The organism is Nocardia ignorata NBRC 108230, from assembly GCF_001612905.1.
Taxonomy (GTDB): Bacteria; Actinomycetota; Actinomycetes; order Mycobacteriales; family Mycobacteriaceae; genus Nocardia; species Nocardia ignorata.
Genome location: NZ_BDBI01000002.1, coordinates 639,486 through 654,948 on the forward strand (window position 1 = coordinate 639,486; position 15,463 = coordinate 654,948).

Consider the following 15,463-nt stretch of genomic DNA (forward strand, 5'->3'; position numbering starts at 1 on the left):
GAGTCGTCCCGGTTCCGGTGGTGCGCGGGCTAGGCTGCTGCCCGGAACGGACCCGTCGACACAGGTAGGGGACAGCGGTGGGAGTTGCGCGTGCAGGTGCGTGGATCGCGGCGCTCGGTGCGGTCGGCCTGGTAGCCGGGTGTGGGGTCGAGGGCACGCCCGCGCCGGTGATCACCCCGAACCAGCAGCCGGATCGTTCCGGGGTGTTCGCGTATCGAACCGAAGGTGAGCTGGTTGTCGTCCGCGGGGCCGAAACACTGCGTGCGTCGGGCAATTTCGGTTATTCGGCGGCACCGGTGAATTTCACCCGCGACGGCGCGTTCGCCTTCGCGGTGGAGACGGCGTCCAAGACGCTCGTCGCGCTGAGCGTGGACAACGGTTCCGTGACGCGCACCGAATGCGACTGCACCGACGCGGTGGCCCTGCGTGACGCGGTGGTGGGCTGGTGGCGTGAGCCCGGCCAGATCATGAGCCAGGACCTCGCGGGCACCACTCCCGCCGAGCCCGAACGCGACATCGTGCTCCCGGATTCGCCGAGCCCGCTCTCAGGTGGCAACTGGGACGGCGCCCGCCTGGTCGCGGCCACCGACGAGTACGTGCTGCTGGCACGGTCGGAGTCCCGCGGGCTGTGGTGGGAGAAGAACCACCTCTACGCGATCGGCTCGGACGCCATCCTGCCGCTGGGCCGGGTACCCGGTATCGACTCCGAGCTCTCGGCCGCCGCCGGACCCGACGGGCACACCTTCGTGCTCGCGGGCACCACCGCGCGCAGCTCCTCCTGCGGCATCGGTTTCGTCGCGACCATCGATGTGCGAAGCAACGCCGTCTCGGACCTGCCCTCGGTTCCCGGCGAGTGCTCGACGGTCTACAACCCGCGCTGGAGCGGTGACAACGTCATCAGCGTCGCGGTGCGCAAGTGGGCCGACGTGGCCGGGGCCACCAGCACGGTCGACCGCTTGCGTTCGGCCGCCCAGGGCTGGGCGCCGGTCGCCGAGCAACCGGTGATCGACATGCTCGCCCGTTCCGAGCAGACCGTCATCCAGGTGGTCGGCGGTGAGCCGCTCGCGGCGCGGGACACCCCGCAGGGCGTGCTTGTCGTCGAAAAGGGCGGTGCGCGTTCGGAACTGGCGACCGACGTGGTGTCGTTGGGGTCGCCGATCTAGAGCTTGCGCAGGCGCAGCCGATTGATGGTGTGGTCGGAGTCCTTGCGCAGCACCAGGGTCGCGCGGGGACGGGTCGGCAGGATGTTGTCGACGAGGTTGGGCCGGTTGGTGGAGTTCCAGATGTCGCGCGCGGCCGCGGTGGCCTGTTCGTCGCTGAAGCCGGCGTAGTGGTGGAAGTGGGCGTTCGGGTCGGCGAAGCCGGTCTTGCGCAGGGCCAGAAAACGCTGCACGTACCAGTTCTCGATGTCCTCGATACGCGCGTCGACGTAGATGGAGAAGTCGAACAGGTCCGACACCATCAGGCGCGGGCCGGTTTGCAGCACGTTGAGGCCCTCGACGATGAGAATGTCGGGCTGGCGCACACAGTGCTTCTCGTCGGGCACGATGTCGTAGGAGATGTGCGAGTACACCGGCGCGCACACCTCTTCGGCGCCCGATTTCACCTCGGTGACGAAGCGCAGCAGTTTGCGCCGGTCGTAGCTCTCCGGGAAACCCTTGCGGTGCATGATGCCGCGGCGGGTGAGTTCGGCTGTGGGATAGAGGAATCCGTCGGTGGTCACCAGGTCGACGCGCGGGTGGTGATCCCAGCGCGACAGCAGCGCCTGCAGCACGCGCGCGGTGGTCGACTTGCCGACCGCCACGCTGCCGGCGACCCCGATCACGAACGGCACCTGCTTGTCGGGGTGCTTCTCGCCGAGGAACGTGGCGGTGGCGGCGAACAGTCGCTGACGTGCGGCGACCTGCAGGTGGATCAGGCGGGCGAGCGGCAGGTACACCTCGGCGACTTCCTCGAGGTCGATCTGCTCGCCGAGGCCGCGTAGTCCGGTCAATTCCTCCTCGGTCAAGACCAGGGGAGTCGACTTGCGCAAAGTGCGCCACTGCTTCCGGTCGAACTCCACGTACGGGCTCGGCTCGCTCATCCGTGCCACTTACCCGACGCTCCGTTCGGGCAAACACGCACAGCTGGGCTGCCCGTTCGGTGAGATCCGGGATAACTCTGACCGCATGCGGCGATTGTGCTCCGTGTCGGCCGTCCGTGCGCAACGGGGGGTTTGGCTACCCGTCGGTAACTAGTAACAACCGCGAGGTAGGGCCCGCTTTTCGAATTCACCACGTAAGGTCGGGCGCATGGGGTCTCATCCGTTCGTCACCGAATACCTGCGGCTCGGACTGGCTTTCGATCGGCTCGAATCAGGCTTCGTCGACGCCTACACCGGCGATCCGGCGCTGCGCCGCGAGATCGACAACGCCGCCGCGCCCGTACCCGCCGACCTGGTCCGGCGCGCCGTCGACCTGCGCGCGGCCCTGCCCGATGCCGGGCTCTCGCCCCAGCGCACCGAGTTCCTCGATGCCCACCTGGTGGCGATGGAATGTTCGGCGCGCAAGTTCGCGGGTGAGGAGATCGGTTTCGTCGACGAGGTCCGCGCGTACTTCGACGTCGACATCACACCGGGCGACCCCGACGACTACCGCGAGGCGCACCGGCAGATGGACGAGGTGCTCGGCGGCGACGGACCGCTGGCCGAACGCGTCGCCATCTACCGGCGCGGCGACGAGATCCCGCCCGAACGGCTGCCCGAATGCGTGGAAGCGTTCTCCAGCGCCCTGCGCGAACGGGTCCGCGCGCGGTACCCACTGCCCGACCACGAACACGTCACCTACGAGGTGGTCGGCGACAAACCGTGGTCCGGTTTCAACTACTACCTCGGCGACTATCGCTCGACGGTGGCCATCAACTCCGACCTCAAACAGCACATGGCGCACCTGCCCGCGCTCATCGCCCACGAGTCCTATCCCGGGCATCACACCGAGCACTGCCGCAAGGAGGCCGGACTGGTCGCGGCGGGGGAGGACGAGCAGACGCTGTTCCTGGTCAACACCCCGCAGTGCTTGATGGCCGAGGGCCTGGCCGACCTCGCGCTGCAGTCGATCGTCGGGCCCGGCTGGGGGGTGTGGGCGCAGGAGATCTACGCCGACCTGGGGTTGCGTTTCGACGGCGAACGCGCCGAACGGTTCTCGACCGCGTCGGCGAAACTGCTCAGCGTGCGCCAGGACGCGGCGCTACTGCTGCACGACAAGCACCGCAGCCACGACGAGGTGGCGCAGTTCCTGCAGCGGTGGAGTCTTGCGACGCCGGAGCGGGCTCGCCAGTCGCTGCGGTTCCTGTCCTCACCGCTGTGGCGCGCCTACATCAGCACCTATGTGGAGGGCTACCGCCTGCTCGGCGGCTGGCTCGACGGAGCGGTCGACGCCCAGGACCGCATCGAACGGTTCGGCCGGTTGCTCGACGAGCCGCTCACGCCGGGGGCGATCCGGCGCCTACTGGATGACGGCGCAACCGCCGGGATTCGTCAGTGAACAGATGAGGTAGCCCAGGTACAACAGGAGGGCCTCGACCGGGTTCGACGGCGCGACGGCCGGGGTGACGGGCAGGGTGTTCATGGCTGGCCTCTCCAGGTGTAGATCACGCAGTTCGTGCCGCCGGTCAGGGTGCAGACCAGCTGGTGAACCGCGAGCAGCAGTGCCTCGATGGGGCCTACAGGTGCGAAGTTCGTACCTGTGTCATCGGTCACCCGAACCGCGTGCGTTACGGAGAAAAAGCCTGTTCGACGGCTATCGAACCTGGTCAGCGCGGTGTGAGCCGCGTCTCCCGGGTGGCGGGCGCGGCGCCGTTGCGCTATCCCCGTGCCGGGGCGTGCGTACCCGGCCCATAGACTGAGGGTCGTGACGCAGACGACCGCTTCGGTGAATACCCAGTCTCTCGGTGAGCTCGATCCCGAGTTGGCCGCCGCGATGGCGGGCGAGCTCGCCCGCGAACGCGACACCCTCGAGATGATCGCCTCGGAGAACTTCGTGCCGCGCGCGGTCCTGCAGGCGCAGGGTTCCGTGCTCACCAACAAGTACGCCGAGGGCTACCCGGGCCGCCGCTACTACGGTGGCTGCGAGGCCGTCGACGTGGTGGAGACCCTGGCCCGCGACCGCGCCAAGGAACTCTTCGGCGCCGAGTTCGCCAACGTACAGCCGCATTCCGGCGCCCAGGCCAACGCCGCGGTGCTGATGGCGCTGATGAACCCCGGCGAGACCCTGCTCGGCCTCGACCTCGCGCACGGCGGTCACCTCACCCACGGCATGCGCCTGAACTTCTCGGGCAAGCTCTACGACGTCCACTCCTACGGTGTGTCCAAGGAAGACCACCGCATCGACATGGACGAGGTCCGCGACATCGCCAAGGCCGCCAAGCCGAAGGTGATCGTCGCCGGCTGGTCGGCCTACCCGCGTCACCAGGACTTCGCGAAGTTCCGCGAGATCGCCGACGAGGTCGGCGCCTACCTGTGGGTCGACATGGCGCACTTCGCCGGCCTGGTCGCCGCCGGTCTGCACCCCTCGCCGGTGCCGTACGCCGACGTGGTGTCCTCCACCGTGCACAAGACCCTCGGCGGCCCCCGCTCCGGCCTGATCCTGGCCAAGCAGGAATTCGCCAAGAAGCTCAACTCCGCGGTGTTCCCCGGTCAGCAGGGCGGCCCGCTCATGCACGTGATCGCCGCCAAGGCCGCCGCCTTCAAGATCGCCGCGACCGAGGAGTTCAAGGACCGCCAGGTCCGCACCCTGTCGGGTGCCCGCATCCTCGCCGAGCGCCTCACCGGCGCCGACGTCAAGGACAAGGGCGTCTCGGTCCTCACCGGCGGCACCGACGTGCACCTGGTCCTGGTCGACCTGCGCAACTCCGAACTCGACGGCCAGCAGGCCGAGGACCTCCTGCACGAGGTCGGCATCACCGTCAACCGCAACGCGGTCCCCTTCGACCCGCGCCCCCCGATGGTCACCTCCGGCCTGCGCATCGGCACCGCCGCCCTGGCCACCCGCGGCTTCGGCGACACCGAGTTCACCGAGGTAGCCGACATCATCGCCGCCGCCCTCGCCGGCACCTCCGACACCGAGACCCTGCGTGGTCGCGTCTCGAAGCTCGCCCAGAGCGTCCCGCTCTACCAGGGCCTGGAAGACTGGCGCCTCCTCGGCTGATCCTCCGACCAGCCGAAACGCCCTCGCAGACCCCGGTCTGCGAGGGCGTTCGTCTTTCGCAACGAAACGATATGGCTGGCATGGAACCGATGCGACCGGGTGTGCGTCCAACTGAATGAGCGCTTCAGGACTCCGTCAGATGGAAAGATTGCAGTGACCCAATATCGAAACCCCCGCTTCGAGCCGACCCCGCGAGACCCCGAAGCCTCAGGGGCCTTGCGCGCCAAGATCGAGGCAGCCATCGATAGCGTCACAGATTCTCTCGATCTACTGGACAGCCTGCGTGCCTCGGGAAGCCTCGAGGTAGGGCAGCCACGCGGCGGTTACACCGCCGACCGCGAGAACGTGATCCTGGACGCGCTCAGTCTCGCGAAGCACCACTTGGATCGCGCATCGAACGCTATCGGCACCCAGCGGGACGAGTACCGCGTTCGCGGCGAAGCTGTATCCACTTCCGATACTGGCGTTCGCTCGGCACATGCGAGCCTGGGTGGGGCCCCCGTCGCTGAGACCGTAAGGTCGGCAAAACCGCGAGCGATGGCGCTACCGAAAGAGTTTCCGCCCGTCGTCTATCTTCCGGTGTTGTCGGTTGTCCACCGAGTCGAGGACGCACAAATCTTGTTGCGCAAGACACGAGACGGCAGGATTGCTTGTTTGGCCTATTCGGCCTTGGACCGGCTGTATGAGTGCTGCGGGTCGGCCCAACCCTGGATGTGGGTGCCCACGATTGCATTGGATGGTCTCCAGCAGGAACAACCTTTCGACCTGTTGATCCTGGATCTCCATATCCCGGAAGAGAATCGGGGGGCAGCGTAGATATGGCGGAACTCTACGTCGACCAGAACGCGTTGGAAACGATTTCCCGGACGCTCGCAAATTCCAGTGTGGAACTCGATGGTACGAGCGATAAGGTCCCTGCTTCGTTTGATGCCGGTACAGTCACTCCGTCTGCGTTGGCCATTCTCTCCGTACTGCTGGAGAGTGCGGGAAACCTCGTTCTCGGGATGGGTGCCAGTGCTACTGCGGTGACTGAGGCCGCGACGAAATACAAGGAACAGGACGACACAACTGCTGACGCCATCCTCCGCGAGAACTGGAAAGTCGTGTAAGCATGACGGTGAATACCAAGATCGATGGAGATCCGGCAAGCCTCCGCGCCGTGGCAGGTTGGCTGCGCGATACACTCGCGAACCAATTGGACATGTCAGCTACCGATCTCAACAGTGTCCGAATGTTGGCAGAGTCGGGCTGGGATGGAGAAGCGGGCGATGCTTTCACGGACAAAGCTCGCGGCGCTTTCAGTAAAACTGATGGTCTTGCCGACGAGGTGCGAACCTACGCAGCCCACTTCGACAGCTTGGCGGGCGATATTCAAACGGCGCAGACCGATATGGATAATATTCGTCGTGATGCTGCGGCCGCGGGGCTCACGGTCCGAGAACAGGTCGTTGAGAAGCCCAGTGACGATGATCCCGATATGATCGCCGCATACAATACGGCTGCTCTAGCTGCTGACGTTGTTCGGGAACGAGAAACGTTCTGGGGAAATACCTGGAAGAACATGCAAAATGATATCAAGGATAAATGGTTCCTTGTAGTCGGTGACCTCGTGGGCGGTGGCGCCGCTGCTCGAGCGGTCTTGAATTCGTCGATGCTGCGATCGACTGCTGCCCAGGCCTCGAGTGACGCCCTGAAAGCTTTGATCGAAGCCAAAAACGCACCAGCTGGTACGCCGCGCGAGACGATCTACCGCGATATGGACTGGTCGCGGGAGCAGATGCAGAACGCAGGCAAGGCGCTGGACGATGCTGAGAAGGCGAAAGCGAACGGCAAGACACTCGGCCTCAAGGTCGGCGGGGCACTTGCGGTCGCGGGCATAGCCTACGACATCCATAACGGGAAACCAGTCGAGCAGGCCGTCGTATCCGGGACAGCGGGATTCGCGGCCTCCGTTGCGGTGGGAGCGGCTGTCGGATCGATTGTGCCGGGGCCTGGAACCGCCGTCGGGGCACTGGCCGGCGCGGTCGTGGGTGCCGGCGCCGGTATCTTCACCTCCGGTGCAGTGGATTCTCTGTATACCGATGGACTCAGCGTGGGTGGTGCGGTAAACGGCGGTATCGATGCACTAGAGGCAACTGGAGACGTCATTGGCACCGGAGTTTCGAAGGCGTGGAATGCGATCTTCTAACTATCGTAAAGAACCAGATCCATGGGTTTTGTCGGCTGCGCAAGCTCGTCGTTCGATCGTTTCGATCATGGGGATGGTCGTTCTTGTGGTGGGTCCCGCAGCGCTCGGTGTGGTGATGTGGCGTAGCGGTGATCCGACAGCGGTGTCCGTGGCGAAATATGTGGTGATTTTCGCCGCTGCCATGTTCTGTCTGCTGATTATGGCATCAGCCCCTTACCTGTCCATCGTGTTCCGGGGCAAGCCACAACTGCGGCAGAGTAGTGGCGTGGTGGCAACTGTGCTGCCCGGGTCGAAAATATACTTCTGGGCCTTCCAGGCGACTTGGCTGTGCTTTGCGCTGCTCTTCCTTCCTGCTGCTTACCAGGTGGCGGATGCCGGATTCGGGCATTACTGGCATCTGGTCGTAATTTTCGGCGGAATCGGCGCGTTTGCCACGATCCCTGTCGTGTTGTCCCTCATTGGAGCGATGCGACCTGATGATCTATTGTTGACCCCCGAGGTAATTATTCACGAGGGTTGGAATTCCCGGACGCAGTTGCTTTGGGACGACGTCAACAGGGTGCGCACATCTTTTGACAAGCTGCCTATCATAGATATCGCCGGGATGGTCGGCGCGCGATGGCTGCACAGGTACAGAATTCCCTATTCGACCATTATGGGGCGGTCGAATCCGGCTTGGAACCTGGATCGGCCTCCGCACACAGGTTGGATTGTTCTCGAGTGTCCCCGGTTTGCGTTGGAAAAGTCCTCACTTTATAGATACTTGCAGTTCTATGCCGAGAACCCGGAGTCACGAACCGAGCTCGGTACACCCACCTCGCTGGATCGTTGGTCGACGTTTGTGGACGACGTATCTGCCTGACTGTCGTCCTCGCCGCGACCGTGACCGGCGCGACCGGCCGTGGATCTCAACGGCTGGCAGACGGGCAAGGCCTTGATCATGGCCTAGCGCCGGGCTACCTGCCGGGTGCGCTGATCGGACAACCGGTTGTCGGTTCTGTTGTCACCACTCACAGAAAAAGTTCCGAACGGTACACATCGGGGTGGGGATGGGGCATCGTCGAGTTGTATGGACTGTCGAGCTGAGTTGGCGCGCGAGGTTGGTGGGGTGGTGCCTGCCTTCGAGTTGCTCACCGAGGCCGAGGCCGGGGAGTTGTTGCGGCTGTTTCGGGGGGCTCGGGAGAACGAGCATCGGGCGTTGCATCGGGCTATCGATGCCGCGTTGTCGGCGATGCCCGCGCCGTTGCGTGGGGCGTCGCGGCGGATCATCTTCGGTGAACGATGATCGAGACCGAACTCGAGGCTCAGACGCAGTTGGTGGTGTTGGCGAGGACCCTCGGGGTTTCGCCGCAGCATCTGGCGCCGCTCACCCGGCTCGGCGCGGCGCATCTTTCCGCGATCCACCAGCAGATGTTGTCCGCCTTGCACGCCGAGCACGCGGACACCTTTCGCCGGGTCACCCCGGTGGTGCCGATCTTCCCGGTCGGTCTCGGGGTGGCGTTGTTCGAGCGGGTGGTGCCGCCGGTGCTCGCGGCCAGGTTTCTCGGTGCGGTCGGCATCCACTATCCGGAGAAGTGCGCGCAGGCGCTGTGCATGGTCGACGCCGTGTACGCGGCCGACGGTGCGCCGTATCTGGATCCGAATGTCTTCGAGCAGTTGATGCGGTACGGCAGGCCGGAGCCGATCACCCTCATCATCAACGAATTGCTGCGCCGCCGTGACTATGTGACCGCCGCCCGGTTCCTGTCCGTGGTGAACGAACCGTTGATCGCGGCGCTGGAGGAGACCGTCCTCGACGACGCGGGCCTGGTCTACACCGCCGCCTACGCCTACCCCGCGCACACGCTCAGCCGGATCGTCCGGCAACTGCTCGCGGGGCCACGCGGTCGGGTGCCCGGCATGCTCCAGACGGTGCTGGCCGGTCCACCCCCGCTGCACCATGCGATGCTCGCGCTGTTCTGCAAGGTCGAGCCCGAGGTCGCGGCCAAGCTGGGTGACATCTTCTTCGGGCGCGGCGCCGCGCACGAGATCGGCCGCTTCCTGCTGACCGCGGTCGACCGCAGCGCCTCGATCGCGTTGCTCACCCTGATCGGGCGCCTGAATCCTGTTGCGCTGTGGGCATTGTCGACCAACCCGCAACTGGCCGACCCCGGCGTGCTGGCCCGCTTGGTGCGCGCACTCGACGGCCGGACCGAAGCCGACCCGTGGCGTGGACTGTTCGCGCTGTCGGCCCGGCTCGGCGAACCGGCTCGCCGCCGGATCGCCGCCACGCTGGCCGAACTCAGCCCCGCCTCCATCGCGGCGCTGCCCGCCCACGCCACCGACGCCACCTACTGGCCGGCCCTGCTGCAACTGCTGGCCGAGTCCGAGCCCGCGGCCCAGGCGCGGGTGGCCGGAATCTGGTCCCGCCTGCCACCGGAATGGCAGGCGGGCATCGACCGTCACATCCGCACCAACCGCTACGACACCCGCCTCGGCGCCATCACGAACGCCTTGACCGAGTCGAGCGCCGAAGAAGTCTTCTTCCGTCGACGTCAGCAGATCCGGCAGCGCGGCGAAGGCGAGTTCGCCGCCTGGTGACGGCTCATTTCACCAGCGGAAGCAGGGCGCGACCGACCGCCTCGACCATGCCCGGCTCGTGGCCGTTGGCGACCATGTTCACGATGACTCCGTCGATGCCCTGATCGAGCACCCGGTCCTTGATCTGCTCGGCGACATCGTCCGGTGTGCCGACGAACTGGCGGTCGACGACGCTCTCGCGGCGCTCCGCCTCGCTCATCGATGCCACGTCGATCCCGACCTGCGACATCATGTCGGCCTGGATCTTGCGGGCCCGGTCGCCGTCCTCGTCGGCGATGACGAACGCGAGGAAACTGGTCTCGAGGGTGGCGGGGTCACGATCGACTTCCGCGCATCGCTGTCGCAACGCGGCCACCTTGCGCGGCAGCTCCGAGGCGTTGCAGATGATGTTGAGGTGGTCTCCGAAACGCGCGGCCGAGCCGAAGGTCTTCTTCTCACCGCCGCCGCCGAGCAGGATCGGCAGGTCGTCGCGCAGGCGCGGCTCGTTGATCGCGTTCTCGGTGCGGTACCACTTGCCGTCGAAGGTGGGCCGCTGTCCGCGCAGCATGGGCGTGATGATCTGCAACGCCTCGTCGAGACGCTCGAAACGTTCGGTGAACGTGCCGAATTCGAAGCCGTACTGCTGGTGTTCGAGCTCGAACCAGCCTGCCCCGATGCCGAGCACCGCGCGTCCACCGCTGACCACGTCGAGGGTGGTCACCGTCTTGGCGAGCAGCGCCGGGTTGCGATAGGTGTTGCCGGTTACCAAGGCGGACAATTGGATTCGTTCGGTAGCCGTGGCCAGTGCGGAGAGCGCGGAGTACGCCTCGAGCATCGGCGCGTCGGGCGGGCCGATCAACGGCAGCTGATAGAAGTGGTCCATCACGAAGGCGGCATCGAAGCCGGCCGCTTCCGCTTCCCTCGCCTGCGCGACGACCGTGGGGAACAGCTCGCGGATCGAGGCGGTGTTGCTGAAATTGGGCATCTGGTAACCGAGACGAATGCTCATGCGCCGAGCCTATGACCTGGAGTGCACTCCAGGTCAAGCCCTGTTCCGGGCCGATCGCGAGTAGTCGACGAGGTCGACGTCGTTGGCCGCCTTGTCGCCGTACTTCAGCATCAGGCCGAACAAGCGGGAGCCGAGGAACCAGTTGCGGGCCTTGATGCCTATCGCGGTTTTCGGGGCCAGAAATGGGCCGGTGTTGGAGTTCCCGGCGATTTTGGCGTAGCGCTTCATGATCCGGTTGTAGGCGCGGTACGCGGCCTCGTGATCACTTGCGGCCGAGGCGAGTTCACCGGCGAGGACGTAGGCGCCGACGAGCGCGAGGCCGGTGCCGAAGCCGGCCAGGGTATTGCCGTAGACGGCGTCTCCGAGCAGGGCGACGCGGCCACGGGTGTAGGTGCCGTTCATCCGGACCTGGCTGATCGAGTCGAGGTAGACCTCGTCCAGCTCGTCGAGTTCGGTGAGCATGCGTGGAACATGCCAGCCCACATCGGCGAAAGCCGCACGCACGATGCGACGTTGGGCCGATGTGTCGGTGCGCGAGTAGTCGAGTTCAGGGGAGGCGAACATGTACATCTGCTGTGCTTTGGCGCCACCGTCGACGGCCATTTTCCCTGGCACGTTGTGGGCGTATCCCTCGGCCCGCTCGCGCGGCGCCGACTTGTCGGCCCAGCGACTCGCCCCTGCCACGCAGTAGTAGTAGCCGAGGTGGGTGACGAAGTCTGATTCCGGGCCGAAGGCCAAACGCCGTACCCGCGAATGGATTCCATCCGCGCCGACCACGAGATCGAACGTGCGAGCAGCAGCGCTCTCGAACTCGACATGCACGCCGGACTCGGTCTCACGCAGCGCGGTGACGGTATCGCCGAAGACGTATTCCACTGTGCCCCTGGTCTGTTCGTACAGGACAGCGGCCAGGTCGCCGCGCAGGATCTCGAGTGCGCCGCCGGTGAAATCGCCTGACAAGACTGCCAATTCATGGTCGTCGGCGTCGACGAAGACCAGGTCGGTGGTGCCGGTGCGGCGGGCACGCACCGCGTCGAGGATGCCCATCCGCTTCAGCACCTCCAAGTGGACGCCGTCCTTGAAGTCGACGGCCTGACCGCCGGGCCGCAACGCGGCGGCGCGCTCGACAACGGTGACGGCGAAGCCGTACCGATTCAGCCAGTAGGCGAGGGCGGGCCCGGCGATGCTCGCACCGGAGATGAGGACGGTCTGATTGGGCATGAAAGCCTCCTCGGGATCAGTGTCCGCCGTAATCTGTTTCCGACGGACACGAAATAGAGTACGGAGGACACTGTTTCTTCGTCAAGATCTGTTTCCGGTGGACGCAAATCGCCGGTATCCTGAGCGCGAAAGGAGGGCCGATGCCGTCACCGACCACCGTCGAGCTGCTGTGGGGCACCGCCCAGCGTCCGACCCGGGGGCCCAAACCCGCGCTCACCCTCGACCGGATCGTCGGCGAGGCGATCGCGTTGGCCGACGCCGAAGGGCTCGCCGCGCTGTCGATGCAGCGCCTGGCGCAGCGCCTCGGCTTCACCAAGATGTCGCTCTACCGGTACGTCCCCGGCAAGGAGCAACTGACGGCGCTCATGCTCGACGAAGCTATCGGCGAACCCCCGAAAATGCGAGCTGTGCAGCAGGATTGGCGAGCAGCGCTGAGAAGCTGGGCCAACGCCATCCATGACAGCTATCGCGCCCATCCCTGGACCATCGACCTCGCCCGTGGTCTTCGCCCCTTCGGCCCGAACGAGATGGCCTGGACCGAATCGGCGCTGACCGCGCTGGCGCACACCGGGCTCAGCGGCCCGGAGCAGCTCGACACCATCGTCCTACTCAACAGCCACGCTCGCGGCCTTGCCCAGCAGGTTCCGGCAGGCGAGCGGGCGGACCACTTCACCGACCAGTTCACCCAGATGATGACCGCTGCCGCCGAGCGCTACCCGCGGGTCCGCGCCGCCTTCGCCGAGGAGGCGGCCGCCGACGGCCGCGGCAACGCCCTCGATTTCGGCATCGACCGCATCCTCGACGGCATCGCCGCCCTGATCGATCGTCGCGCCGCTCTGGTCCACGAGCCGCCGAAGTCCTAGGCTCACACCATGACCGAGGAACTCCCCGAACCCGCCGTCACCGTGGTGCGCGAATTCTTCGCCGCGCTCGAGATCGATGCGGTCGACGAGGCACTGGAACTCCTCGATCCGGAGATCGTCTGGAAGAACACCTCGCTGCCGACGATCCGGGGCAAGAAGCGGGTCGCCCAGGTGTTGCGCGGGCTGGACCGGCCCTCGCTCGGGTTCTGGGCCGAGATGCACCACATCGCCGCCGACGGCGACATCGTGCTCACCGACCGCACCGATTATCTGCGATTCGGGCCGGTGCGCATCGGGTTCTGGGTCACCGGCACCTTCGAGATCCGCGCGGGCCGGATCGTGTTGTGGGACGACCACTTCAGCAAGGGCAATGTGCTGCGCGGCACGATCGTCGGGGTGGCCAAGGCGCTCACCCGCCGCTGACCTATTGGTGTTTGCGTAGATAGTCCAGGTAGGTGGGGCGGAGGACTTCGGCGATCTTGCCGTCGCCCGCGTGGATGTAGTCGTCGAGCATCGGCAGCACGTACTTGATGTCGGCCTCGCTCTCACCCAGATCGCCCGCCTCGGCCTGGGCCGCGGGAATCGCCTTGAGCAGGTCCCACAGGAACTTCACATCGCCGCGCCGCACGGCCGTCTTCACCGCGCGATCGTGCAGTTCCTTCGACGACAGCTTTTCCAGATCCTGGTCATCGGCCATGCAACGACTGTAGCGCTCGACGCGCCGAACGGCGGCGACCATGCTGGTTAACCTCGAATTCACGGACACGTGGGCCGGACCGGCAGCGCCGTAGCGGGTTCGGCGGTAGCGTCGAAGATGCGGATCGCGTCGGTGTGATTCGTACGGGAGGTCCTGACCGTGACTGAGCTACTCAGTACGAGGGGGCCGGCACCCGGCCCTCGTGGTGGTTGACAAACCACCTACAAGGACGGACCGGTCCAGCGAGATCGTTCGTGCGGGTGCCGTGCGAACACATAAGGAGCCCACCGTGACTGCTGCACGCTCCGTTTCCGCTCACGCGATGCACACGGCCTCGGCCTCGAAGAAAGGGGCTCGCCCCGCGCGTTCCGGTCTGAAGACTTTCGTCGTAGACACCTCTGTCCTGCTGTCCGACCCCTGGGCGGTGACCCGCTTCGGGGAACATCGGGTGGTCCTGCCGCTGGTCGTGATCAGCGAGCTGGAGGCCAAACGGCACCACCACGAGCTCGGCTGGTTCGCCAGGGAAGCTCTGCGCATGCTCGACGACCTGCGCATGCAGCACGGCAGGCTCGATCAGCCGCTGCCCATCGGCACCGATGGCGGCACCCTGCAGGTGGAGCTCAATCACACCGATGCCTCGGTCCTGCCCGCCGGATTCCGCTCCGAGACCAACGATTCCCGCATCCTGGCCTGTGCGCTGAACTTCTCCGCCGAGGGCGAGGACGTGGTGCTGGTGTCCAAGGACATCCCGCTGCGGGTGAAGGCCAGCGCGGTCGGGTTGGCGGCCGACGAATACCACGCCCAGGACGTGGTCACCTCCGGCTGGAGCGGCATGGTGGAACTCGATGTCGCGGGCTCCCAGATCGACCAGCTCTACAGCGAGTCGGTGATCGACCTCGACGAGGCACGGGAACTGCCCTGCCACACCGGAATCCGGTTGCTCGGCAGCAGCTCCAGCGCGCTCGGACGGGTCACCGCCGACAAGCGGGTGCAGCTGGTGCGCGAACGCGAGGCCTTCGGGTTGCACGGTCGCTCGGCCGAACAGCGCATCGCGCTCGACCTGCTGCTCGACGAGAGCATCGGCATCGTGTCGATGGGTGGCCGTGCGGGCACGGGTAAGTCGGCGCTCGCGCTGACCGCCGGGCTCGAGGCGGTGCTCGAGCGGCGCACCCAGCGCAAGGTGGTGGTGTTCCGTCCGCTGTACGCGGTGGGCGGGCAGGAACTCGGCTACCTGCCCGGTTCGGAGAGCGAGAAGATGGGCCCCTGGGCCCAGGCGGTCTTCGACACGCTCGACGGTCTGGCCAGCCGCGAGGTGATGGACGAGGTGCTCAGCCGCGACATGCTCGAGGTGCTGCCGCTGACCCACATCCGTGGCCGGTCGCTGCACGATTCGTTCGTGATCGTCGACGAGGCGCAGTCGCTGGAACGCAATGTGCTGCTCACCGTGTTGAGCCGGCTCGGGACCGGATCGCGGGTGGTGCTCACCCACGATGTGGCTCAGCGTGACAATCTGCGCGTCGGCAGGCACGACGGTGTGGCCGCGGTGATCGAAAAGCTCAAGGGGCACCCGCTTTTCGCGCACATCACGTTGACCCGCAGTGAACGGTCGCCGATCGCGGCGCTCGTCACCGAAATGCTCGAGGAGTACGGTCCCAACGCGTAATCGGGCAATCGGGCCGCGTCACCGGCCCGAATCCGTTTGATATCGGCGAACTGTGGGTATTATCCGCGGCGACACCTTTC

At 65.9% G+C, this 15,463-nt stretch carries 16 protein-coding genes; 12 read left to right on the forward strand and 4 right to left on the reverse strand.

Annotated elements, in window-relative coordinates; genetic code table 11:
* Positions 1 to 77 precede the first annotated feature (77 nt).
* Complete coding sequence (locus NI2_RS03250) at positions 78 to 1,163, forward strand: hypothetical protein (RefSeq protein WP_067485651.1); 1,086 nt, start codon at positions 78 to 80, stop codon at positions 1,161 to 1,163.
* Here NI2_RS03250 and coaA read toward each other — a convergent pair.
* Positions 1,160 to 2,092 carry a type I pantothenate kinase gene (coaA, locus tag NI2_RS03255; RefSeq protein ID WP_067485654.1) on the reverse strand — a complete coding sequence of 311 codons (933 nt, stop codon included), beginning with the start codon at positions 2,090 to 2,092 and terminating at the stop codon, positions 1,160 to 1,162. The genes NI2_RS03250 and coaA overlap by 4 nt on opposite strands.
* Positions 2,093 to 2,291: 199 nt before the next feature.
* On the opposite strand from coaA, the gene NI2_RS03260 reads away from it, so the two are divergent.
* From NI2_RS03260 to NI2_RS03295, 8 genes are all read left to right on the forward strand, one after another.
* The gene (locus tag NI2_RS03260; RefSeq protein ID WP_067485655.1) at positions 2,292 to 3,521 is read left to right on the forward strand and encodes a hypothetical protein; all 1,230 of its coding nucleotides are present in this window, start codon (positions 2,292 to 2,294) and stop codon (positions 3,519 to 3,521) included.
* 366 nt (positions 3,522 to 3,887) lie between these two features.
* Complete coding sequence (gene glyA / locus NI2_RS03265; RefSeq protein WP_067485658.1) at positions 3,888 to 5,183, forward strand: serine hydroxymethyltransferase; 1,296 nt, start codon at positions 3,888 to 3,890, stop codon at positions 5,181 to 5,183.
* A 216-nt stretch (positions 5,184 to 5,399) separates the two neighbouring features.
* Positions 5,400 to 5,999 (forward strand): SAV_915 family protein, encoded by a 600-nt coding sequence (locus tag NI2_RS34880; protein ID WP_243749748.1) that lies wholly within the window; start codon positions 5,400 to 5,402, stop codon positions 5,997 to 5,999.
* 2 nt (positions 6,000 to 6,001) lie between these two features.
* The gene (locus NI2_RS03275; RefSeq protein ID WP_067485660.1) at positions 6,002 to 6,292 is read left to right on the forward strand and encodes a hypothetical protein; all 291 of its coding nucleotides are present in this window, start codon (positions 6,002 to 6,004) and stop codon (positions 6,290 to 6,292) included.
* A gap of 8 nt (positions 6,293 to 6,300) precedes the next feature.
* A complete protein-coding gene (locus tag NI2_RS03280; RefSeq protein WP_133733841.1) occupies positions 6,301 to 7,371 on the forward strand; it encodes a hypothetical protein in 1,071 nt (356 codons plus the stop codon).
* 67 nt (positions 7,372 to 7,438) lie between these two features.
* Positions 7,439 to 8,233: a hypothetical protein gene (locus NI2_RS03285; RefSeq protein ID WP_067485664.1), complete on the forward strand. Its 795-nt coding sequence runs from the start codon at positions 7,439 to 7,441 to the stop codon at positions 8,231 to 8,233.
* A gap of 207 nt (positions 8,234 to 8,440) precedes the next feature.
* Positions 8,441 to 8,656, forward strand: coding sequence for a hypothetical protein (locus tag NI2_RS03290; protein ID WP_067485666.1), 216 nt, complete (start codon positions 8,441 to 8,443; stop codon positions 8,654 to 8,656).
* Positions 8,653 to 9,951 carry a hypothetical protein gene (locus NI2_RS03295; RefSeq protein WP_067485668.1) on the forward strand — a complete coding sequence of 433 codons (1,299 nt, stop codon included), beginning with the start codon at positions 8,653 to 8,655 and terminating at the stop codon, positions 9,949 to 9,951. The genes NI2_RS03290 and NI2_RS03295 overlap by 4 nt, the downstream gene beginning before the upstream one ends.
* Positions 9,952 to 9,955: 4 nt before the next feature.
* Here NI2_RS03295 and NI2_RS03300 read toward each other — a convergent pair whose 3' ends face one another.
* Together NI2_RS03300 and NI2_RS03305 are read right to left on the reverse strand one after the other, a co-directional pair.
* Positions 9,956 to 10,939 carry an LLM class F420-dependent oxidoreductase gene (locus NI2_RS03300; RefSeq protein ID WP_067485670.1) on the reverse strand — a complete coding sequence of 328 codons (984 nt, stop codon included), beginning with the start codon at positions 10,937 to 10,939 and terminating at the stop codon, positions 9,956 to 9,958.
* 33 nt (positions 10,940 to 10,972) lie between these two features.
* Entirely contained in the window at positions 10,973 to 12,160 is a 1,188-nt protein-coding gene (locus NI2_RS03305) for an FAD-dependent monooxygenase (RefSeq protein ID WP_067485672.1), read from the reverse strand.
* A 140-nt stretch (positions 12,161 to 12,300) separates the two neighbouring features.
* On the opposite strand from NI2_RS03305, the gene NI2_RS03310 reads away from it, so the two are divergent.
* Both NI2_RS03310 and NI2_RS03315 read left to right on the forward strand, forming a co-directional pair.
* Positions 12,301 to 13,023: a TetR/AcrR family transcriptional regulator gene (locus tag NI2_RS03310; protein WP_067485673.1), complete on the forward strand. Its 723-nt coding sequence runs from the start codon at positions 12,301 to 12,303 to the stop codon at positions 13,021 to 13,023.
* Positions 13,024 to 13,032: 9 nt separating this feature from the next.
* The gene (locus NI2_RS03315) at positions 13,033 to 13,446 is read left to right on the forward strand and encodes a limonene-1,2-epoxide hydrolase family protein (protein WP_067485675.1); all 414 of its coding nucleotides are present in this window, start codon (positions 13,033 to 13,035) and stop codon (positions 13,444 to 13,446) included.
* 1 nt (position 13,447) lies between these two features.
* Here NI2_RS03315 and NI2_RS03320 read toward each other — a convergent pair whose 3' ends face one another.
* Positions 13,448 to 13,720, reverse strand: coding sequence for a hypothetical protein (locus tag NI2_RS03320; protein ID WP_067485986.1), 273 nt, complete (start codon positions 13,718 to 13,720; stop codon positions 13,448 to 13,450).
* Positions 13,721 to 14,009: 289 nt separating this feature from the next.
* Between NI2_RS03320 and phoH2 the strand changes: the two genes are divergently transcribed.
* Entirely contained in the window at positions 14,010 to 15,383 is a 1,374-nt protein-coding gene (gene phoH2, locus NI2_RS03325) for an RNA 5'-3' helicase PhoH2 (protein WP_067485988.1), read from the forward strand.
* Positions 15,384 to 15,463 lie beyond the last annotated feature (80 nt).